20 protein-coding genes and 1 tRNA gene are annotated in these 22,433 nt (G+C 47.7%); 3 read left to right on the forward strand and 18 right to left on the reverse strand.

The window, feature by feature from the left end:
- Positions 1–8: 8 nt before the first annotated feature.
- From BLR06_RS04395 to lon, 12 genes are all read right to left on the reverse strand, one after another.
- Positions 9–776, reverse strand: a complete 768-nt coding sequence (locus BLR06_RS04395; protein ID WP_092068797.1) for a FadR/GntR family transcriptional regulator — start codon at positions 774–776, stop codon at positions 9–11.
- Positions 777–790: 14 nt separating this feature from the next.
- Positions 791–1,765: a polyprenyl synthetase family protein gene (locus tag BLR06_RS04400; RefSeq protein ID WP_092068800.1), complete on the reverse strand. Its 975-nt coding sequence runs from the start codon at positions 1,763–1,765 to the stop codon at positions 791–793.
- A gap of 61 nt (positions 1,766–1,826) precedes the next feature.
- Positions 1,827–2,075 (reverse strand): 4Fe-4S binding protein, encoded by a 249-nt coding sequence (locus BLR06_RS04405; protein WP_092068803.1) that lies wholly within the window; start codon positions 2,073–2,075, stop codon positions 1,827–1,829.
- 15 nt (positions 2,076–2,090) lie between these two features.
- Entirely contained in the window at positions 2,091–2,807 is a 717-nt protein-coding gene (locus tag BLR06_RS04410) for a 2-oxoacid:acceptor oxidoreductase family protein (RefSeq protein ID WP_092068806.1), read from the reverse strand.
- 4 nt (positions 2,808–2,811) lie between these two features.
- Positions 2,812–3,582 carry a thiamine pyrophosphate-dependent enzyme gene (locus tag BLR06_RS04415; RefSeq protein ID WP_092068809.1) on the reverse strand — a complete coding sequence of 257 codons (771 nt, stop codon included), beginning with the start codon at positions 3,580–3,582 and terminating at the stop codon, positions 2,812–2,814.
- An 18-nt stretch (positions 3,583–3,600) separates the two neighbouring features.
- Positions 3,601–4,677, reverse strand: coding sequence for a ferredoxin oxidoreductase (locus BLR06_RS04420; protein ID WP_092068811.1), 1,077 nt, complete (start codon positions 4,675–4,677; stop codon positions 3,601–3,603).
- A 172-nt stretch (positions 4,678–4,849) separates the two neighbouring features.
- Entirely contained in the window at positions 4,850–6,481 is a 1,632-nt protein-coding gene (locus tag BLR06_RS04425; protein ID WP_092068814.1) for an L-lactate permease, read from the reverse strand.
- Between the two features lie 351 nt (positions 6,482–6,832).
- A complete protein-coding gene (locus BLR06_RS04430; RefSeq protein WP_092068817.1) occupies positions 6,833–8,470 on the reverse strand; it encodes an L-lactate permease in 1,638 nt (545 codons plus the stop codon).
- Between the two features lie 363 nt (positions 8,471–8,833).
- Complete coding sequence (gene ahbB / locus BLR06_RS04435) at positions 8,834–9,307, reverse strand: siroheme decarboxylase subunit beta (protein WP_092068820.1); 474 nt, start codon at positions 9,305–9,307, stop codon at positions 8,834–8,836.
- A gap of 11 nt (positions 9,308–9,318) precedes the next feature.
- The gene (ahbA, locus tag BLR06_RS04440; protein WP_092068823.1) at positions 9,319–9,771 is read right to left on the reverse strand and encodes a siroheme decarboxylase subunit alpha; all 453 of its coding nucleotides are present in this window, start codon (positions 9,769–9,771) and stop codon (positions 9,319–9,321) included.
- A gap of 74 nt (positions 9,772–9,845) precedes the next feature.
- Positions 9,846–10,472, reverse strand: a complete 627-nt coding sequence (gene yihA / locus BLR06_RS04445) for a ribosome biogenesis GTP-binding protein YihA/YsxC (protein WP_092068826.1) — start codon at positions 10,470–10,472, stop codon at positions 9,846–9,848.
- 1 nt (position 10,473) lies between these two features.
- Positions 10,474–12,783: an endopeptidase La gene (lon, locus tag BLR06_RS04450; RefSeq protein ID WP_092068829.1), complete on the reverse strand. Its 2,310-nt coding sequence runs from the start codon at positions 12,781–12,783 to the stop codon at positions 10,474–10,476.
- Between the two features lie 214 nt (positions 12,784–12,997).
- On the opposite strand from lon, the gene BLR06_RS04455 reads away from it, so the two are divergent.
- Positions 12,998–13,531, forward strand: a complete 534-nt coding sequence (locus tag BLR06_RS04455; RefSeq protein ID WP_092068832.1) for a hypothetical protein — start codon at positions 12,998–13,000, stop codon at positions 13,529–13,531.
- A complete protein-coding gene (locus BLR06_RS04460) occupies positions 13,532–15,025 on the forward strand; it encodes an AAA family ATPase (protein WP_092068835.1) in 1,494 nt (497 codons plus the stop codon).
- A 129-nt stretch (positions 15,026–15,154) separates the two neighbouring features.
- Here BLR06_RS04460 and lonB read toward each other — a convergent pair whose 3' ends face one another.
- The 5 genes from lonB to BLR06_RS04485 form a co-directional block, all read right to left on the reverse strand.
- Positions 15,155–16,861, reverse strand: coding sequence for an ATP-dependent protease LonB (lonB, locus tag BLR06_RS04465; RefSeq protein WP_092068838.1), 1,707 nt, complete (start codon positions 16,859–16,861; stop codon positions 15,155–15,157).
- Positions 16,862–17,002: 141 nt separating this feature from the next.
- A complete protein-coding gene (gene clpX, locus BLR06_RS04470; protein WP_092068841.1) occupies positions 17,003–18,268 on the reverse strand; it encodes an ATP-dependent Clp protease ATP-binding subunit ClpX in 1,266 nt (421 codons plus the stop codon).
- A 12-nt stretch (positions 18,269–18,280) separates the two neighbouring features.
- The gene (clpP, locus tag BLR06_RS04475; protein ID WP_092068844.1) at positions 18,281–18,886 is read right to left on the reverse strand and encodes an ATP-dependent Clp endopeptidase proteolytic subunit ClpP; all 606 of its coding nucleotides are present in this window, start codon (positions 18,884–18,886) and stop codon (positions 18,281–18,283) included.
- A 54-nt stretch (positions 18,887–18,940) separates the two neighbouring features.
- Positions 18,941–20,230 (reverse strand): trigger factor, encoded by a 1,290-nt coding sequence (gene tig, locus BLR06_RS04480; RefSeq protein ID WP_092068847.1) that lies wholly within the window; start codon positions 20,228–20,230, stop codon positions 18,941–18,943.
- A 194-nt stretch (positions 20,231–20,424) separates the two neighbouring features.
- Positions 20,425–20,499 (reverse strand) — tRNA-Gly (locus tag BLR06_RS04485).
- Positions 20,500–20,666: 167 nt separating this feature from the next.
- Between BLR06_RS04485 and BLR06_RS04490 the strand changes: the two genes are divergently transcribed.
- The gene (locus tag BLR06_RS04490) at positions 20,667–21,947 is read left to right on the forward strand and encodes a radical SAM/SPASM domain-containing protein (protein ID WP_092068850.1); all 1,281 of its coding nucleotides are present in this window, start codon (positions 20,667–20,669) and stop codon (positions 21,945–21,947) included.
- 5 nt (positions 21,948–21,952) lie between these two features.
- Here BLR06_RS04490 and BLR06_RS20190 read toward each other — a convergent pair whose 3' ends face one another.
- Entirely contained in the window at positions 21,953–22,411 is a 459-nt protein-coding gene (locus BLR06_RS20190) for a hypothetical protein (protein ID WP_092068852.1), read from the reverse strand.
- Positions 22,412–22,433 lie beyond the last annotated feature (22 nt).

Raw genomic sequence — 22,433 nt, forward strand, 5'->3', positions numbered from 1 at the left:
ACTATCGACTAAATGGATGTATTGTAACGGGAATGATAAATGCTTGGAAAAATCCTCAACACTTCTGCGCCGCCGTGCTTGTACCAGCGCATCGCCTCTTGAATCGTGTCAAGATGTTCACGCATTTTATCCCGGGCCAGACGGGGATCTTTTGCAGCAACCGCCTCAAAGATTTCACAATGAGCCTGATAAAAAAGCTCACTCATCCTGGGAATTAAAAATAGGGTTAGCCGTAAAGAACGGTAATTGCTGGTCAGCAATTGCGAAATGGTCTGGGCCACTTTCAGTAAAACCGGATTATGCGCTGCCCTGACCAAAATATAGTGAAATTTCGCATCAATGTCCTCGGCATGACCGCCGCCGGCAACTTCCGCCTGCATTTGCTGCAATGACTGCCGCAGTTCTTCAAGCTCGCCAGGCGTCGCCCTCATGGCAGCCAGCGCCGCCGTTTCCACTTCAATGATTTTTCGCATCTCCAGCAAATGAAGAATATCAACAGCTTCAGTGCGGACGGATGTCGCCAATATCTCCAGCATGCTCTCGGAAGGCAGGTGCCGCACATAACTGCCTTCGCCAGGCTGAATCGCGATAATCCCCATCATTTCCAAAGCGCTGAGCGCCTCACGTACGGATGCCCGGCTGACCTTGAATTGACCAGCCAAATCCCGCTCAGACAACAGCTTGTCGCCGGATTTTAGACGGCCTTCTTCAATTGCCAGTTTTATCTGATGAACAATTTCCTCATAAACCTTTTTCGTTCTTACCGGCCGGAACATACGCGCCCCCAGATTTAAAAATTTCGCATCTCAATAAATTCAGCAACCGCCAAAAAAGCTTCCCTGATATCTGGCGGAACTGCTGCCGGCAGTAAAATTCTGGCCCGGTTAAGATATTCTCCCACCAATTTGTACGAGTATTCAACAGCGTCGGTCTCATGAATAATTTGTAAGCCACGGGCCAGTTCCGCCTCAGTCATATTACAGGTTGCAACAATCGTTCTAAGCTCCGCCGCCGCCGGGCTATGCTTAAGGGCGTACAGCACCGGCAGGGTAACGATGCCCTGCCGCAAATCATTGCCGGCTGGTTTGCCCAATTGTTCCGAAGAAGCTGTTATGTCTAAGATATCATCAGTAATCTGGAACGCCATGCCGATCGAATAGCCGTAATCGCGCAAGGCCTGGACATAGGCCTCAGGCAACCCGGCGGTCAAAGCCCCCAACTCACAGCTGGCGGCAATAAAATCCGCCGTTTTTTTCGCTATGCGGCTCAAATATTCCATTTCATGCTGCTCGGGGTTAAATATATCCTGGTTTTGAATAATTTCCCCCTCGCTCATCGAGCAGATAACTTCCGTCAGCACCTGCATGACCCTTCCCGATACCTGCGAGGAAGCCACAATCGAGAAAGCTTTCGCAAATAGATAATCGCCAATCAGCACCGACATTTGATTCCCCCACTTATTGTTGGCTGTGGGTATCCCGCGCCTGGTCGCCGCATTGTCAATCACATCGTCATGCACCAGTGTGGCCATATGAATAAGTTCAATTGCCGTTGCCAGGGGCTGGAGCTTTGCCTGATCGTCACAGCCGCAGCGGGCGCTCAAAAAATAAAGGGCAGGCCGCAAACGTTTGCCGCCTGCCTGTACCAAATGTTCACTAATCTCGGTGATCAGGTGGACTGGAGAGTGTATTATCGAAAGCAGCTCAGCTTCCAATGCAGTTAAATCATTTTGAACTATTCCGAAAAATATAGAATTTTTTATCAATCTTATCACCTACAAGCTAAGTCTGTTACTATAATACACTATTTAATATTTTAAAGTCCAGTTATTTCTTTTTTTCCACCCGAATAGCCGTATCCGGACAAACCAGTTGGCAGATCCCGCACGCGATGCATTTCCCCATGTCCGCTTCTACCCTGGGAGTACCATATACGCCCAGTTCCTCGGACCAGCTGATGCATTTAACCGGACACTTTTCAATACATAAGCCACAGCCTTTGCAAAGTCCTGAAAAATTAGCCCACAGCCCTTTTTCACTGCCATATTGAGAAGACTTCCATTTGACCTTTTCCATGTTTCAATCCCCTCCTCATACCGCATTCATGATCAATTCGTAGCCGCGTTCAAGTGCTTTGAAATTCATTTCCCGTAATTTAGGGTTTGCGGTAAATTTTGCGCCCAGCCTTACTTCCAGTGCGTTTTTGATGCTGTCCAGCGGCAATACATTGGTTGCGGCAATAATCGCACCGAGAATGATTACATTAAACACCCGCGGATGCAGTTCATTTTTGGCGATGTCATTGGCCGGAATGGCAATCACCCGTTTAACTTCCGGAATATCAGCCGGATCCACGCCGGCGCTTTCGGTGGTAAAAGAGCAGGTCTTCGGCTCGCCGGCAATTAAATCCTGCGCCAGATCCTCGTTCGGATGCTCGGCTGTAGGACAGGGCGGAGTAACATCAAAATACTGCATTCCCACAATATTGTCATGCACTTCCCCTTCCTGAATCAGCGAATTATCGTAGATATAGATGGTATCCGGCCCGGCATGGTCAGTCGTTCTTTTTACCGCCCGCGGACTCAGCGGTATTAGGATATCGGCCTTAATAAATTTAGGCGCGCCAATAGCCCCTTCACTGATTTGCACATAAGCGATCGAAACGCCGCCACGCTGTTCAACGCCGAAATTTGGGATATACAAGGCATTTTTCCCTTCTTCATTTGCAGCTTCGGCCAGTATTTCAGCAATTGACTGCACGCCCTGGCCGCCTTCACCTGCCAGCGCAATTTTGATTACTTTAGACATCGCCTTAGCCCTCCTTCGCTTGCAGCGGGCGCAATTCGCCTACCTTAAAATACTGGGTCATATCTTTTTCAATAAATTCCCAGGTTTGTTTCGCATTGGTCCGCCAGTTGGTCGGACAGCCCGATAACGCTTCAACAAACGAAAAACCATTGCCGGCAAGTTGGTTTTCCAAAGCTTTTTTAATAAAACCCTTAAGCTGACGGACATTGGCAACCGTGCCGCGAGCCACATAAGCCCCTTCCGGGGCCACAGCCGCCACCATTTCCGGCCCTTTCGTCGGAGCTCCGGTTTGTAGAATATCACGCCCATACGGGCTGGTCTCCGTCTTCATTCCCGGCAGCGAAGTTGGCGACATTTGGCCGCCGGTCATACCGTAATTAGAGTTATTGCAGACAATGACTGTAATTTTTTCATTCCGGACAGCGGCATTGAATAAATGCTGCGAACCAATGGCATAGCCGCCTCCGTCCCCCATATAAGCAATACCGGCAATCTCGGGTTTGGCGCGCTTCATCCCGGTGATCACCGGAGTGGTGCGGCCATGATGCGTTTGAACGGTGTCAAAGTCAAAAAAATCCCAGGCCAGCAATGAACAGCCGATATCACAGCCAAATACAATTCTATCGCGAAGCCCCAGCTCATCAACCGCTTCGCCCAAAGCTTTTAAAATAACGCCATGACCACAGCCAGGACAAAATTTATGCGGTTTGCTGGCTTCGTTCCAACAGGTTGGCATTGCCGGCTGCAGAATATTATTTTCGATCAATTCCTGCATCTTAGTGATCCCTCCGGTTTACAATTTGCTGACTTCCGCGTATATTTCTTCACTGGTTATCCCTACGCCCGGTCTGAGCATCGGTGTAATTTCAAGCGTACTGCCATAAATATTGTTCTGGACAATCTTTAAAAGCTGACCATAGGCCGACTCAGCCAGGAATAACTTTCCAGCGCCTTGGATCGCTTGCTTCAGCTGCTTTTCAGGAAACGGACGCAGGGTTATCGGCCGGAAATAACCAACCCTGCGCCCTTCTTCCCGTAATTTTTGGTAAGCGCCCAACGCGGCTCGCGATACCACGCCATGGCTGATTATAATGATCTCGGCATCGCCACAGCCTTGTTCATCCCATTCAGGCAGTTTATCCGCCAAAGCATCGAAATCGGCCTGATGCCCTTGCAAAATTTCATACAATTCATCCTCGGTATTTAAACAATTGCGCAGATGCTTTGCTTTTCGGCCGGGATTACCAAGGTCGGCCACAATGGGTTCGGGGTTAACCAGTTTAAGACCTCTGGACTCCGGATCATAAATGGTTAGCGGTTCGCGCATTTTGGCCTGATAGCCGTCGCCAAGCACAAACGTTGGGAACCGGTAAGTCCAGGCTACATCAAAAGCTTTAATTGTATAATCAAATAAATCTTGATGAGTCGCCGGCGAGTAGACAATCCGGTACCCTTCGCCATTGCCGCCAAAACAGGTAAGCGTTGTCTCCTGTTGCCCGTAAATGACGGTAGCGGTAGAAGGGCCGCCCCGCTGCTGAATAATATAGACCACCGGCAGGCGCATCATCTCAGCCATGCCCGCCGATTCCTGCATTAATACATTGCCGGGCCCGGACGTGGCGGTAAAGGCTTTGGTCCCGGTAAAGACACCGCCTAAAGTGGTAAAACCGGCCGATATTTCATCTTCGGTCTGCAGAAATTTTTTCTCATATTTTGGAGCCAGTCTTGTCCAATAATGCATGATTTCGTTCTGCGGCGTTATTGGATATCCATACATAATTTCGGCTTTAGCGGCCACTGCAGCCCAGGCAATCACTTCATTGCCTGTCATAAACACTCTTCGTTCACCTTGTAGTGAAACTTCAGCCATTGCCGGCACCTCCTGTTCATCTTCCGGTCTTACATCCACAATTCGTTATCACCGTTTACTATTTCCAAAAATACAACTGTCATTCACAAGAAACCGTAAAACCGCTTCGGATGCTATAATAAAATGTACAGGGATGGGCGATATCGCCCATCCCTGTACATTTTATTATAGCTTATGGAATCATCCAGGACAGCCAATATGCCTGTGCGTAGGTCATCAGCATAACGGCTATTGCCAGAATGATGGAATGGATTACCGTAAAATTGAACAAATCGCCTTCCTTACCGACCAGGCCGGTCGCTGCAGTTGCGACCGCGATACTCTGCGGTGAAATCATTTTTCCGGTTACACCGCCGGAAGAGTTGGCGGCAACCGTAAGCACCGGATCGATGCCAACCTGTTGGGCAGTGACTGCCTGCAGGTTGCAAAACAGCGCATTGGCCGAAGTGTCCGAGCCTGTCAGGAATACGCCCAACCAGCCGAGCAGCGGGGAAAAAAGCGGGAAAAAGTGACCGCTGCCCGCCAAAAATATTCCCAAAGATGCGCTCATGCCGGAATAGTTCATGATATAAGCCAGGCCAAGCACACAAGGAATATTGATTAAAGGCTTGGTAAGCTGACTAAAGGTCTTGCCTAAAATACTGAAATATTTACCCGCTCCCACTCCCAATATCGCCGCTGAAATAATACTGGCAATAAATAAGGCGGTACCGGCGGCGCTCAGCCAGTTCACTTTAAAAATGGCCGCCATAGGCGTAGGTGTAGGCACAAGCGGGGCGATCTGAGTAATTGCCATATCTAAACCGGGAACATGCCATTTATATGTGAATGTATCCAGCACTGCCGCAACCGGCTTGAGACCCCAGAGAACCACCATCACCGTCAGCAAAATGAACGGCGACCAGGCTTTCATCACTTTGCCGGCGGAAATATCTTGCAAGCTGCCGGCTGTAGCCGCCGGAGCCCGCTCATCAGGAAAACGCCAGATCGAAACCGGCTTCCAGACCTTTAGTAATATTGTCAGACCAACAATTGCCGCCAATGAAGATAAAATATCCGGCAATTCCGGCCCAATATAGTTTGAAGAAAACCATTGCAGACCGGCAAAAGCAATACCCGCAACTAAGCAGGCGGGCAGGACTTCCATCGCCGATTTCCAGCCGGCCATCAATACAACCAGCCAAATGGGGATGATTACCGACAAAAACGGCAATTGCCGGCCTACCATCGCGCTAACCTTCATCACATCAAGGTTGGCTACTGCCGCCCCGGTAATTACCGGTATGCCAATCGCCCCAAACGCAACCGGTGCGGTATTGGCAATGAGACATAAGCCAGCAGCGTAAAGCGGGTTGAAACCAAGGCCTACCAGCATACCGGCTGAAATGGCGACAGGTGCGCCAAATCCGGCGGCGCCTTCCAAAAATGCGCCAAAGGCAAAAGCAACCAACAACGCCTGAAGTCGCCGGTCATCGGTAATCGTTGCGATTGAATCCTTAATCACCTCAAAGTCGCCTGTTTCTACCGTCATATTATAAATAAATATTGCCGTGATAATAATCCAGAATATCGGAAATATCCCGTATAAGGCTCCCATACCGGTGGTTATCAGGGCTAATCCTACCGGCATTTTAAAGCCGATAATTGCTACAAGTACCGCCACTGCCAAGGCGATTGCACCAGCAACTTGTCCCGGCACCCGACGGACTGCCAGCAGGTAGAATATGACTATGATCGGAAGCGCCGCAATCAAAGCGGATACTGCGATGCTTCCCATCGGGTCATAGTTTTGCGTCCATGTCATTGATGAATAACACCTTCCTTTTTCAGCTGTTGCCCCTAGTACCTGCCATTATTCTACCGTTTTAAGGCTGACAAGGTACTAGTATCGTTAGACACCGTTAAGCGCTTTTCTTATCTTAACCGCTGTTGGCAACTATATCGTCCCCCCCTAAATAAAGGGTTTATGCAGCTATTATTCACAAAGCCGCCCTAAAATAAACATAAAAAGCCAAAAAGAAAATGCAACCGCAAAGTACTCGAAGCAGGCAAAGGGGACGCAACAGAACCGGAGGAAGCGACCGGAGTATATCCATTCTGATGTATATAAAAAAGGTTGAGACCGGAGTCTCAACCTTTTAAACAAATTGCAATTTTAAGGAATCATCCAGGACAACCAGTAGGCCTGGGCATAAGTCATGATCATAACGGCAACGCACAGGATAAACGAATGCATAACCGTAAAATTGAACAGATCGCCTTCTTTGCCTACAAGACCGGTCGCTGCAGTAGCAACTGCGATACTTTGCGGCGAAATCATTTTTCCGGTAACGCCGCCTGACGAGTTCGCGGCAACCGTCAACACATCGCTAACACCAACCTGTTGGGCGGTAACCGCCTGAAGATTGCCGAACAAAGCATTGGCTGAGGTATCGGAACCAGTCAGGAATACGCCTAACCAGCCAAGCAGAGGAGAGAAAAACGGGAAGAATTTACCGGTGCCGGCAAGGAACAATCCCATGCTGGCAGTCATTCCGGAATAGTTCATGATATAAGCCAAACCAAGTACGCAGGGAATTGTAATCAATGGTTTTTTCAACTGGGTAAATGTTTTGGCAAAAATTGCGACAAACCGGCCGGGACCTACGCCCAGGATGGCGGCGGAAATAACGCTGGCAATGAACAAGGCGGTACCTGCGGCGCTCAGCCAGTTAATTTTATACAGCGCAGCCATCGCGGTTGGCTGCTTGGCGATAGGAGCAACCTGCATAACAACCTTGTCCAGACCAGGGACAAACCACTTAATCGTTGCCGCATCAAGGGCCAGCGCGATTGGTTTGATACCCCACAGGATAACCATAACGGTCAATACAATAAAGGGAGACCAGGCTTTGAAAATTTTCCCGAAGGTTAAATCGGCAGCCTGTTTCGCAGCAACGGCAGCGGAAACAACCGGCTCGCCAGGGAAACGCCAAATTTTTGCCGGCTTCCAGATTTTCAGGAATAACGCCAGTCCAATAATAGCGGCCAGCGAAGATAGAATGTCGGGGAGCTCCGGTCCAAGGTAATTGGACGAAAACCACTGCAGCCCGGCAAAGGACACACCGGCCACCAAACAGGCAGGCAGCACCTCCATTGCCGATTTCCAGCCGGACATCAGAACAACCAGCCAGATAGGAATAATAACTGACAAGAACGGCAATTGACGTCCAACCATACTACTGATCTTCATTACATCAATACCGGTTACCTGCCCGGCAACAATGATTGGGATACCAATACCGCCGAATGCTACCGGCGCAGTATTGGCAATTAGACACAATCCCGCCGCATACAGCGGATTAAAGCCAAGGCCGACCAGCATGCCGGCTGAAATGGCTACCGGCGTGCCAAAACCCGCGGCGCCTTCCAGAAAAGCACCGAAGGCAAATGCAACCAGCAGCGCCTGGAGACGGCGGTCATCCGTAATGGAAGCAATAGAATTTTTAACTATTTCAAACTGTCCTGTTTCAACAGTCATATTATAGATGAAAATGGCAGTAAGAACAATCCAGAAAATCGGGAATACACCGTACAGCGCTCCCATGGCAGTTGCGGTAAGAGCTGTAGCCGCAGGCATTTTATAAACAAAAATTGCGACAAGTACGGCCGAGATCATTGCCGCCGAGCCCGCAATTTGACCAGGAGCGCGGCGAACAGCCAAGAGATAGAAAATAACAAATACTGGAATCGCAGCCATTAAAGCCGACAACGCCAGACTACCCATTGGATCATAGATTTGAGTCCATGTCATTAGTAGTAACACCCTTTCATTAATGCTTAAGCATTTTTTAGTTTTTTTGTGTAATTCTGAAAATTGTGGACCAATCGATCATTCGTACTAATTCAATAGTACACGAGTATCCCGCATCACCTCCCCCAACGATAAAACCCCGTCCAGCCATCCCCGACCTGCGTTCATATCTTTAGGCCTTATTACGGCCAGGTAACCAGACCAGTAATTACCGTAACATTCATTCTACCTATTATCATTATTCTTTTTCGCTATGTAACAACTAATTCTACATAAAAATTCGAATTCCTTGTGAGCATCATCTGTTTAAAAAGTTCTTTTTTTCACATCGACAAAAATAGACTAAATTTTCGCAATTTTTCGCTAAATTTCGCGAAAATACTTCATGCTTGTCTTTTTCCACTCCTTAGTGCTAAATAACATAATATATTCACTTAATCCGGCTTCCCGGGCCAGCTTATCCGCAATCGCCTGACATTCCCGCCGGGTATGAGCGTGCAGCATGGTATAAAAATTATACCGCCAGCCCGGCTGCTCAGCCCGGATGTAGCAATGTGTGATTACCGCCTTGCTTGCCATCATTTTGCCGGTCTCCTCCAAACGGTCTTCCGGAACCAGCCAGGCGCACAAGGCATTGGCGGAATATCCCACTTGACGATGACGCAGCACAGCCCCCATTTTTCGAATTTTACCACTTTGCAGGTAATTTTTTAGCCGGTCTAATAATTCCGCTTCGCTAATGCCAACTCTCTGGGCAATTTCCCGGTAAGGCTCGGCAACCAGCGGAAATTCATCCTGCATTGCCCCAATAATTTTTTTATCCAATTCATCCAACATATTTTCACCTGCTATTCTAATGTAAATTGAACGCTGACTTTATATTTCTTAGTTGCCGGCAAGTTTATCAATTCAACCACCCCCGGCAGGCTGCTGATATGTGCAAGGATTTTATTCTGCACCGCCAAATCAGGACTTAATAACGTAAACCACAGATTAAAGCGTCCCTCACGTTCATAGTTATGCGTTACGCCCGGATAAGCATTAATGACCTCAGCAATCGCCGCAATCCGGTCCGGCTCAACCTGCACTGCAATCAAAGTACCGGCATAGCCAAGTTTTACTGAATCAAAAAACGGGCCAATCCGCCTGATATAACCGTCCGCGGTTAAAGCCCGCAATCGTTCAATGACGGTGGACTCATCCGTCCCCAAACGCTCGGCCAAAATTTTAAACGGTCTGCTGTCTATAGGCAGATTGGTCTGAATGATATTTAACAAGGACTTATCAAAAACAGTAAGCATGACGTTCTCCTAATGATATAAATTTGCACATTTAAAAAGAAGAGACAGCCCAGCTGTCTCTTCTTCGGCTTGTTTTATTTTAGCAAAGTTTGGCCAATTACGTCAAGCAACTCCTGGCGCCCAGTCCCTTTCAGCGAGGAATACACAATCATTGACGGCTGGCCGGTCATGCCCAAGGCTTTTTTGATTATGCCAGCCTGCTTTTGAACTGCCATTTTACTGATTTTATCTGCTTTAGTCGTAATGACCTGCACCGGCAGTTGATTGGCCACAAGCCACTTATGCATATCGACATCACTAGCCATCGGCGGATGCCTGATGTCAATTAATTGGCAGACCAGCTTTAACCGGGGCGATTTAAGCAAATATTCCTCAATAAAGCGCGACCATTGCCGCCGGTTGGCCTGACCGGTTTTGGCATACCCATAGCCTGGAAGGTCGACCAGAAAAAATTCTGTCCGCTCTTCAGCAGTCCCCCTGGCCGTTAGCTGATAAAAATTGATGGTCTGCGTTTTTCCCGGCGTTCCGCTAATCCGGGCCAGGCCCCGATGCCGGCTGAGCGAGTTGATTAACGAAGATTTGCCGACATTGGAACGGCCGATAAACACAATTTCCCCAAAATCGCCTGCCGGATACTGATCCATTCTCACCGCCGATGCAATGTACTGCGCCCTAATGATGTCCAAACCAGCCACAGTCATCTTAATTCACCAAAGCGTGTTGCAGAACTTCATCCATATGCTCAACAAGAATAAATTCCAGATTCCGCTTAACATTATTCGGGATTTCGTCCATATCGCGTTTGTTTTCTTTTGGCATAATAATTTTTTTCATGCCTAACCGATGAGCAGCGAGCACTTTTTCTTTAATACCGCCAACCGGCAGCACCCGGCCCCGCAAAGTTATTTCACCGGTCATTGCCAGATCGTTTTTTACCGGTTTGCTGGTCAAAGCGGAGACAACAGCTGTAGCCATTGTTATCCCGGCAGACGGACCATCCTTGGGAATGGCGCCTTCCGGCAAATGGATATGAATATCGTTATTCTCATAAAATTCCAAATCAATACCCAATTGACTGGCCCGCCCACGGATATAACTTAAGCCGGCCTGCGCCGATTCACGCATCACTTCGCCCAATTGACCGGTTAAAATTAACTTCCCCTTGCCTTTTAGAACAGACACCTCCGTCGGCAACACATCGCCGCCAACTTCAGTCCAGGCCAGCCCGGTGCTGACCCCTACCTGATCAATGGCTTCCGCCTGGCGCTGACGGTACTTTGGCGCCCCCAGAAAAGTGTGCAGGTTCTGGGCTGTAAATTTTATGCTGGTGCGCTTGTCCTGAACAATTTGTCTGGCCGCTTTACGGCATAACCCGGCAATATTTCGTTCGAGGTTACGAACCCCGGCTTCACGAGTGTAGTCATTAATTACTTTTTGAATCGTCCCTTCCGAAAAAACAACTTGCTTTTCTTTCAGCCCATGATCTCTCATCTGTTTGCCAATCAAATACCGTTTGGCAATCTGCGCCTTCTCGTCATCAGTGTAGCCGGCAATATTAATGACTTCCATCCGGTCTAATAACGGGCGGGGAATATTATGCATGACATTTGCCGTTACCACCCATAATACCCGCGACAAATCAAAAGGAATCTCTACATAATGATCGCTGAAGGTATTATTTTGTTCAGGATCAAGAACTTCCAGCAAGGCTGCCGACGGGTCGCCGCGAAAATCAGCGCTCATCTTGTCAATCTCGTCAAGCAGAAACACCGGATTTTTCGAAGTTGCGGTACGCATGCCCTGAATAATTCTCCCTGGCAAGGCGCCGACGTAAGTACGGCGATGGCCGCGAATCTCAGCTTCATCACGAACTCCGCCCAGCGACACCCGGACAAACTTGCGATCCATTGAGCGGGCAATGGACCGCGCCAATGAAGTTTTACCGACTCCCGGCGGCCCCACCAGACAAAGGATTGGCCCCTTCATGCTCTCAGTCAGTTTCCGGATGGACAAATATTCCAGAATACGTTCTTTTACTTTACCCAGCCCATAGTGATCTTCATCCAGAATTGCTTGGGCATTGGCAATATCCAAACTGTCTTCGGTCTGTTTTGCCCAGGGCAGAGCGAACAGCCAGTCCAAATAAGTCCGGATAACACCGCTTTCGGCAACCATTGGCGGCATTTTTTCCAGGCGCTCAATTTCTTTGTTGATTTTTTCGGCCACTTCCGTTGGAAACGCCTGTTCTTTCAGTCTTTCGCGATATTCGGCAACTTCCGATATACGGTCGTCTTTTTCTCCCAGTTCCTTTTGAATTGCCTTTAGCTGCTCCCGCAGGTAATATTCTTTTTGCGTCTTTTCCATCTGCTTACGGACTCTGACGTTGATTTTTTTCTCCAGTTCAAGAATTTCCATCTCCCGGCCGAGAATTTCGCAAAGCTTTTCCAGCCGGTCTTTGATCTCAATGGCATCAAGCAAAGCCTGCTTATCTTCAATTTTCAAAGACAAATGACTGGCAATCAAGTCACTCAGCCGGCCTGGTTCTTCCACCACCACCACCGAAACCAAAGTTTCCGGCGGAATCTTCTTGCTCAGCTTTACCCACTGCTCAAATTGATGGACAGCGGTGCGGGTAAGCGCTTCAATCTCCGGTGTTTTAACGCCGTTATCATCAAACTCGGAAATTTCCACTTGATAAAAGGGGGCAAGCTCTTTATATTTCGTAATTTCAGCCCGATACAGGCCCTCAACCAATACTCTGATTGTACCGCCCGGCAGCTTAAGCAGTTGTTTTATTTCCGCAACTGTTCCAATATGAAAGATATCTTCCGGCTCAGGTTGATCATTTTGGGCATCAACCTGGGTAGCCAGCATGATCAGGCGATCATGCACCATTGCTTCTTCTAAAGCGCTGATTGATTTTTCCCGTCCCACATCAAGATGAATGATCATATATGGAAAAACCAAAATGCCTCTGAGCGGCAGTAGTGGAATTGTACGTTTTTTTGCCATGTGTATAGCCTCCTTTTGAGTTCCTAAAATTCATTGTTAGTTTCAACGCCTGTAATTATAAATATTCTTATGACAAACCCGAAATCCTTTAACATTGGGATGATTCGCCAAAAATTACATCAAGAAATTGCCTTTGCGTATTCTATTTAGTAATGCTATAATTTTTATGTTAACTAAAACGGTGTTTTGTTGCCAATTAGAAGGAGGAAACCACATGAATTGGCAGAATTATCATTGGTCAATTATGGGGCTTACCATATTGATAACCCTAGCTTTACTGTTTGGCGGCCAATTTCTATGGCAGCAATACGCCATAGCTCAACCAATGTCACAAATAGCCCAGGGAATTGACGGCGTTGAGTCAGCTTCCCTGGACAAAGCCGGTAAAAATACACCGATTACCCGAATCAATGTGAAATTGCAAAATGTCGCTAATTTGCAAACAACTTATCAGGCTTTAAACGAACGGATCCTAAACGTGCTGGGGCATAACAAGTATGAAATTATTCTGCACAGTTCACCTACTCCGGAACTAGAACAGCTATACTATTCTATTCACTACTATATCCAAGAGGCCATCTTTACCGGTAATTTTGGTTTAATGGCTGAGCGCATCCAAACCAGGGCAGCGGCCGGCAATGTAACTGCCCAGACATATGTCGACGCCAAATACGTGTACCTGCAGTTAGCCAACCCTGCCGGTAATTTGTACATCGTCGTGCCCAGGCAGACAGTGGAGGTGAGATGAATGCATCGTACGGAAATTGCCTTAGGTATGGCTGGGGGAATACTGTTATTTTTTACCGTACAGGGTTATGATATCATGCCTGTCATATTTTTCATAGCCTTGATTGGCGGATTTATCCTGCTTGCTAAAGCACGCCCGGGCCATAAATCGTTTGCTGCGCCTGTCAATAACACCCAATCCGGCGTCCTGATTAATTTCGACGACATCGGCGGGCAGGAAATTGCCAAAAATGAATTGCGGGAAGCGCTAGAATTTATCAAAGATATCAAGCGCTTAAATCAGCTTGGGATTCGTCCATTAAAAGGCATATTGCTGAGCGGGCCGCCCGGAACAGGGAAAACTCTTTTGGCCAAAGCAGCGGCGCAATTTACCGACTCAGCATTTCTCTCCGCCGGCGGTTCTGAGTTTGTCGAAATGTATGTAGGCGTCGGCGCCCAGCGGATACGGCAGTTATTTCAGCAAGCCCGCCAACAAGCCAGGGCGGCAAAAAAAGAAAGCGCGGTAATCTTTATTGACGAAATAGAGGTGCTTGGCGGAAAACGCGGTCAAGCCAACAGTAATCTGGAGTACGACCAAACCCTCAATGAGCTGCTGGTCCAGCTTGACGGCCTGACCAACAGCGATGATATCCGCATCCTGGTAGTCGCCGCCACCAACCGTATTGACATTCTTGATCCGGCGCTGCTGCGGCCTGGCCGCTTTGACCGGCAGGTTCGCGTAGACCTGCCGGATAAAAATGGCCGGCTGCATATCCTTAAGCTGCACACCCGCAATAAGCCACTTGCCGGCGAGGTAGACCTGGAAACGATCGCCGCCGATACTTTCGGCTTTTCCGGCGCTCATCTGGAAAGTGTGGCAAATGAGGCAGCAATTATGGCTTTGCGGGAAAACAGGACGGAACTATCTGATATTCATTTTAGAAACGCCATTGAAAAAGTCATCATGGGCGAGAAGCTTGACCGGCTGCCCAATAACAGCGAAAAAAAGCGCATTGCCGTACATGAAGCCGGTCATGCCATACTGAGTGAGCTAAGCCAGCCTGGCTCAGTTGCTTCAGTTAATATTGCTTCGCGCAGCAATGCTTTAGGATATGTCCGGCAAACACAAGCGGAGGATATTTATTTATATCCGTCAGACTATCTGAAGGAAAAAATTGCGGTAGCCTTAGCTGGAGCAGTAGCGGAAGAAATCACCTTCGGCAACCGCAGTACCGGCGCAGCCAGTGATTTTAAAGCTGCGGTAGGTTATACCAAGCAAATGATTTATGGCGGCATGTCAAAACTTGGGATCGTATCCCCCGATGACCTGCCGCAAGAATTGCTGCATCAGACGATCACCGCAATCTTACGGGAAATTGAACTAACCGTAGGCCAGACGTTAAACCGGCGTAAAAATCTCCTGGCAGCTTTCAGCCGGCTTTTATTGGAAAAAGAATGTGTCAGCGGCAGTGAATTCCGCCGCCTTTTAGCGCAAGCATCAGCTCCACTGCCGTAAGAACCCTTCGGCCCCGGACTGCGCCGCGCAAGCTGTGTTTTTCATCTGTGTAAATGAAAATCGACATTTCGTGAAGACGAATGTCGATTTTCTGTATTTAACCGCCGGGCAGCTTAGTCCGGGCCTGTATCATTGCCGACCTCCGGCCATATGTATACCGACACCGGTTGCCGTCAGCAAATCGGGCTGAGTAACAACACTTTCCAGCGATTTAAATTTCACATCCTCAATTAACGCATGGGCAATGGCTTCATCAATCGTTTCAATGGCAATCACCTCAATACCGCAATTCTGATAAATCTGTTGCCAGTTTTCCTTCGGAATCAATACTTTTTTTACTCCTGCCTGCTTAGCGGCAGTTACCTTCGCACTTACCCCGCCAACGGGTTTGATTAGACCACGAATCGAAATCTCACCAGTCATAGCAATTTTATTGTCAACGGCAATATTTTTAATGGCTGAAAATATTGCCACTGCCATGGTGATGCCGGCTGATGGCCCATCAATCGGGCCGCCGCCAGGAAAGTTAACATGAACATCATATTGATCAAAATCAATGGCAAAGCGATTTGCCAATACGGTCAGCACATTCTCTACCGATCCTTTGGCCATGCTTTTACGCCGGATAAGGCGGCCTGGCGAACCAATTTCTTCTTCATCGACAACCCCGGTAACCTTTAGTTTGCCATTCTTAAAGGGATTTGGCACTGCCGAGACCTCAATTTCCATCATCGTCCCAATATTGGCTCCATACACCGCCAGGCCATTGACAAAGCCAATTTGCGGATTGGCAGGTATCTTCTTATCTGGCCTGGGGCTATATTGACTAAAATTGACCACCCATTCAACATCATCGGCAATGACGGACTTACCTCGTTCATTGACCGCAATGCCTGCCGCGATCTGAATGATATTTACCGCATCCCGTCCATTGGTGGCGTAGCCTTTTACAACCTCGACCGCCTTGTCGTCAATGACAAAATCAATTTTTTTCGCTGCATTGCGCGCAATAATGCTGATTTCATCGGGCAACAGCTGTCTAAAAAAAATCTCCACACACCGCGATCTGATGGCTGGCGGTATTTCCTGAGCGGTGCGGGTAGTAGCACCCACCAGCCGGAAATCCGCCGGCAGGCCATTTTGAAAAATATCATGAATATGATTCGGAATATTGGTGTCTTCACTGCTGTAATAGGAGCTTTCCAAAAATACTTTCCGGTCCTCAAGTACTTTCAATAGCTTATTCATTTGAATATTATGCAACTCACCAATTTCATCAATAAATAAAATCCCGCCATGCGCCTTGGTCACTGCACCCGGTTTGGGCTGAGGTATACCGGCTACGCCCAAAGGGCCGGCCCCCTGATAAATAGGATCATGCACCGTGCCAATCAGGGGATCGGCAATTCCCCGTTCATCAAACCGGGCTGTAGTCGCATCCATCTCAATAAACTTGGCTGACGCGGCAAATGGTGATAATGGATGGCGCTTGGCCTCTTCAAGCACTAGTCTTGCCGCCGCAGTCTTGCCTACGCCGGGCGGTCCGTAAATCAGGACATGCTGCGGATTCGTACCGCATAAAGCGGCCCGCAATGCTTTCAGCCCTTCTTCCTGTCCAATAATTTCCGCAAATGTTGACGGACGTGTTTTTTCCGCCAACGGCTCGGTCAGGGATATCTCACGCAGACGTTGCAGCTTATCCATTTCCTTTCGCGATTCCCGGTCTATGGCGACCTTGTTGCCCTGCTGTGATTTCAACAGGTTTAAAAAATATAAACCGATGACGATCGCGAAAAAAAACTGAATAAAAGTAATAATGTTTACAGCATAATCCACTTTGCCCAAAGCCTCCTTCCTGCAAAAACCTTTGATTGCTTTTTTTAGTATGAACAGCCAAAGGTTTTTTATCCTGGAAAAAAGCTGCTGGTCAGCGAATTATTGTAAACAAAAAAAGCAAAGGAGTTAAACTCCCTTGCTTTAGGCCGACTCTTCTTTTTTCTTTGTTTTGCTCCGGTCAATCGTACAAAGCATTGGTTCCTCTTTATGCAAAACAACCTCTTTAGTGACTGTACATTTTGTAACATCAGTTCTTGACGGCACCTCATACATTACATTGCACATAATGCCTTCAATGATGGCCCGCAGCCCCCGGGCCCCGGTATTTCTTTTAAGAGCTTCGTGAGCAATAGCCCGCAAAGCCTCATCCTTAAACTCCAATTGAACATTATCCATATCCAGGAATTTTTGATACTGCTTAATCAGCGCATTCTTAGGTTCAAGCAATATCCGCACCAGCGCAGCCTCATCCAGGGCATCCAGCGTTACAATGACCGGAAGGCGGCCTACAAACTCCGGAATAAGCCCAAATTTCAGCAAGTCTTCCGGCAAAATATGCTTAAGTACTTCGCCGAGATTTTTCTTTTCCTTGCTGGTAACTTCAGCGCCAAATCCCATGGTTTTTTTGCCTGTACGGGAACCAATAATTTTTTCAATCCCGTCAAAAGCACCGCCGCAGATAAATAAAATATTCGTGGTGTCAATCTGAATAAATTCCTGATGCGGGTGCTTGCGTCCGCCCTGAGGCGGCACACTGGCAACCGTTCCTTCCAGAATTTTCAGCAGCGCCTGCTGAACGCCCTCACCGGAAACATCCCTGGTAATAGAAGGGTTCTCAGACTTACGGGCAATTTTATCAATTTCATCGATATAAACAATGCCCTTTTCTGCTTTTTCAACGTCATAATCGGCCGATTGAATAAGCTTTAGAAGAATATTCTCGACATCTTCGCCAACATAACCGGCTTCCGTCAGCGATGTGGCATCAGCAATAGCAAAGGGAACATTGAGTATTTTAGCCAGTGTTTGCGCAAGTAAAGTTTTTCCGCTGCCTGTTGGCCCCAACATGACAATATTTGATTTCTGCAATTCAACATCATCCAGCTTGGTGCCAAGATTAATGCGTTTGTAATGATTATAGACAGCTACTGATAATGTTTTTTTGGCTTGATCCTGACCAATTACATATTGATCCAATATGTCTTTTATTTCCTTTGGTTTGGGAATTTCTTTGAGTTCCATATCGATATCTTCACTGAGTTCTTCTTCAATGATCTCATTGCATAGTTCGATACATTCATCACAAATATATACCCCCGGGCCGGCAACCAATTTCTTCACTTGCTCCTGTAACTTACCGCAAAAGGAACATTTTAGCTGACCTTTGTCATCCCCAAACTTTAACATGCTATCACCTCTCTATTTAGAGCTTTCGGTACCTTTTTCCCCACGGATAATAACAGAGTCAATAATACCATATTCTTTTGCCTGTTCGCTTGACATAAAAAAGTCTCTTTCCGTATCGGTTTGAATTCTATCCAGCGGTTGAGCAGTATGCCGGACAAGAATCTCGTTCGTGACTTCCCGCAAGCGCAAAATCTCCCGGGCCTGAATTTCGATATCTGATGCCTGCCCCTGAGCGCCGCCCAGAGGCTGGTGAATCATAATCCGGGCATAAGGCAAGGCATATCGCTTGCCGGCGGCGCCTGCGGTTAGCAGCAAGGCGCCCATACTGGCGGCCAGCCCCAGACAAATGGTGGAAACATCCGGTTTGATGTACTGCATGGTGTCATAAATTGCCAAACCGGCAGTGACAACACCGCCTGGACTGTTAATATACAAATGAATGTCTTTGTCAGGATCTTCTGATTCCAAGAATAACAATTGAGCGATGACCAGATTCGCTACCGTATCGTTAATTGGACCGCCGATAAAAACAATCCTGTCTTTCAACAAACGCGAGTAAATATCATATGCCCGCTCGCCGCGATTAGACTGCTCCACTACCATTGGCACGTAATTCATAGGAACCACCTCAGTTTAATTTATAGTACTCGGTACCAGTCCATTTGTTGCCGATTATTCTGCAGCCACACTGTCAATAATGAGTTGGGCGGCCTTCTTACGGATAATTGATGCAGCTAAATCACCGATACGTCCTTGTTCACGAATAATTTTGCTTACCTGCTCTGGTGAAGCGCCATAGGTCTGAGCCATAGCGACGACTTCCGCTTCCATGTCTTCCGGTTTTACTTCAACAGCTTCAGTCTTGCCCACAGCCTCCAGCATTAAATCGGTTTTTACATTCAATAAGGCTGCATCACGGTAACTCTGACGTAAAGCGCTTATATCCATTTTAGCATATTGCATGTAGTTTTCAAGGTTCATGCCGCGATTTTGCAAACTGATGTCAAGCTCATTGAGCATATGATCAATCCGTTGCTCGATCATTATCTCAGGAATATCAACCGTTGAGTTTTCAACAGCCTGTTTAACTACAGCCGCTCTAAAATCGCGCTCTGTTTTTTCTTGTGCAGTCTGTTCTAACTTATTCTTGATGTCGGCCTTTAATTCCTCTACCGTATCAAACTCACTGACGTCTTTTGCAAAATCATCATCAAGCTCGGGCAGCTCTTTCCGTTTAACGTCATGAATTTTAACTTTAAATACCGCCGCTTTGCCGGCCAGTTCCTTGACATGATAATCTTCCGGAAAGCTTACACTGACTTCACGTTCTTCACCGGCTTTAGCCCCTAAAAGCTGTTCTTCAAATCCCGGAATAAAGCTGGCTGACCCTAATTGCAAAGGATATCCTTTGCCTTCACCGCCGCTGAATGGCACGCCGTCAATAAAGCCTTCAAAATCAATTACCGCAAAATCACCGTTAGCAAGCACCGCATCCTCGACAACTACCATTTTGGCATTATGATCCAGTAATCCGTCAAGCTGGGCTTTAATTTGGTCCTCAGTAACTTCAACTGCGGCTTTCTCAACTTTCAGCCCTTTATACTGGCCAAGCTCAATCTCAGGCTTGGCAACAACGGTAGCTTTAAACACCAGAGGATGATTTTCCTCTAATTTGATGACTTCAATTTCAGGACGACCCACAGGCTCAATATTCTCGTCAGCCAAAGCCTTATTGTAAGCCGTCGGTGCAAGAATGTCGAAGGCTTCATCCAGCAGCGCCTGCTTGCCAAGACGCATTTCCAAAATATTGCGCGGCGCTTTTCCTTTGCGAAACCCAGGAATATTAACTTTATTTGCCAGCCTGGTATAAGCTTTTTCCAGAGCCTTAGCCACTTCAACCTGTGGGACTTCCATCTCTAAAACAACTTTATGATTGTCTATTCTTTCCGCTGTTAACTTCATTTATACTGTGTCCTCCCATTTTATATTATTATTACCAATTTTTCCGGTTTTCCCTGGCGAGCCAGTTAACTTCTTCCAAAAATCAAGTGCCAAAAACCTTAATTGCCATACCTAGTATCATACCATAATTATCTAGTAAATACAAGTATATGCAAAAAAGCCCAGCAGTTATGCCTGCCGGGTAACAAGTCATATGGAGCGGAAAACGAGATTCGAACTCGCGACCCTCGCCTTGGCAAGGCGATGCTCTACCGCTGAGCTATTTCCGCATTTCGTGTTTAAGACAGTATTTATTATAACCATTATTACTACTTCTGTCAACTAAAATCCAGGTATTTGTACCCTTCTCATGACAATTCGTCCCTAACAGTAGCACACTAAAACAGCATTACTGCATATCATGTATAAGACTACCGGATAGAGGAGGGAGCAAAGCTTGTATTACCGTCTGCACAACCACTGCAAGCTGGTAGAAGGGGCAAGCCGGGGAGCCATCTATGACTTTGCCAGCGCCAAGGTTTATTCCATCAACCGTGGTGCGCTGGAGCTGCTGCAAGCTTGCCAGGCTGCAGCAGCCACCGAACTATTTGATGTTAACTGCCCGGATAATCAAGTTTACCTGCAATTCCTGGATAGTTTGACCGCCAAAGGGCTGGGTTCTCTTTATTTGACCCCGCCGCAGCATCAGCCAATGGAGCCTGAGTTGGCCGATCAAACGGCAAAAATCGATTTTCTCTGGCTTGAGCTGACTTCAGCCTGCAATAATAAATGTTTGCATTGTTATACCGCCAGCGGTCCGGCTGTCCAAGAGACAGACAAGGTATCTCACGATCGCTGGCTCGACATCATTGCTGAGGCCCGGCAAGCCGGAGCTACAGCTATTCAATTGATTGGCGGCGAACCCCTGCTATATAAGAACTGGCAGGAACTGGTCATAAAAGCTGGTGATGCAGGATTTGAGTTTATCGAAATTTTCACCAACGCCACTTTGATCCAGGATACTGATATTGACTTCTTTAAAAGATACAATGTTAGTATTGCGACAACGATTTATGCCGACAATGCCAAAGTACATGACCGGGTTACCCTGCACCCAGGCAGCTTTGACAAAACCATGACCGCGATTAACAAGCTGCTGGCCGCCGGCATTCCGTTGAGAATTGCCTCAATTATTATGAAAGCCAATGAAACGCAGGCGGACAACATTATGAAACTTTGCACCCGGCTGGGCGTTGAACCAACTCCGCCGGATATCGTCCGGCCAACCGGGCGCGGCAATGATGCAGCGCTAACGCCAACCCTTTACACCAAGCAACCCATTCAACCGCCTTTTTACACTGATGAATACTCTTTTACTCAAGCCCAGAAATATCATTCCTGCCTCACCGGAAAAATTGCGATAACGGCAAGCGGTGATGTTATCCCTTGTATTTTTGCCCGCAGTCAGACCTGCGGCAACATATTAACAGCTACACTGCATGAGGTGCTGAACGGCGAACCCCTGAAAGCCATCTGGCGGACAACCAAAGATCAGGTGGAAAAATGCCAGGATTGCGAATATCGCTATGCCTGCAATGACTGCCGGCCGCTGGCGCAAAGCAGTGATAGGCAGAACCGCTGGCTTGCCTGTTCCGTAGGCTGCTCTTATGATCCTTACACCGGCCAATGGAACTGCAATGAAAAAACCACAAAACAAATAGGAGGCGAAACCCAATGACCTTCTCACCCAAGCCACCCAAATGGGAAAGACCTGAACTCCTGGAGTTTGAAGATGAAAATTCCGAGCTGGTAAAAGCTGAGGATGAGGATACAGCTGAGGATGACGGCACATATGATGATTATTCTAATGATTACATTGAAGACGATGTCGAGGCTGACGACCGCCTTCAGGGAAATATCGGCTGTTATCCAACCGCAGCCCCCTGCAATCCATCCTGTCGTCCAAACTGTAATCCCGCCTGCCGCCCAAATTGCAATCCGTCCTGTCGTCCAAACTGCAACCCCGCCTGCCGCCCAAACTGCAATCCAACTTGCAAACCTGCCTGCCAGCCTACCTGTCAGCCAGTAAATTGCTTCCCGGTATGCCGGCCGCGTTTTTGCCAGCCGCGTTATTGTTACCCCGCTTGCCGGCCAGCCTGTAATCCCGGCTATTGTTTTCCAAAACCCGGCTGCAATCCGCAATGCGCTGCTCCCCGGTAGCATT

Origin of the sequence: Dendrosporobacter quercicolus (genome assembly GCF_900104455.1) — a bacterium.
GTDB classification, from domain to species: Bacteria; Bacillota; Negativicutes; order DSM-1736; family Dendrosporobacteraceae; genus Dendrosporobacter; species Dendrosporobacter quercicolus.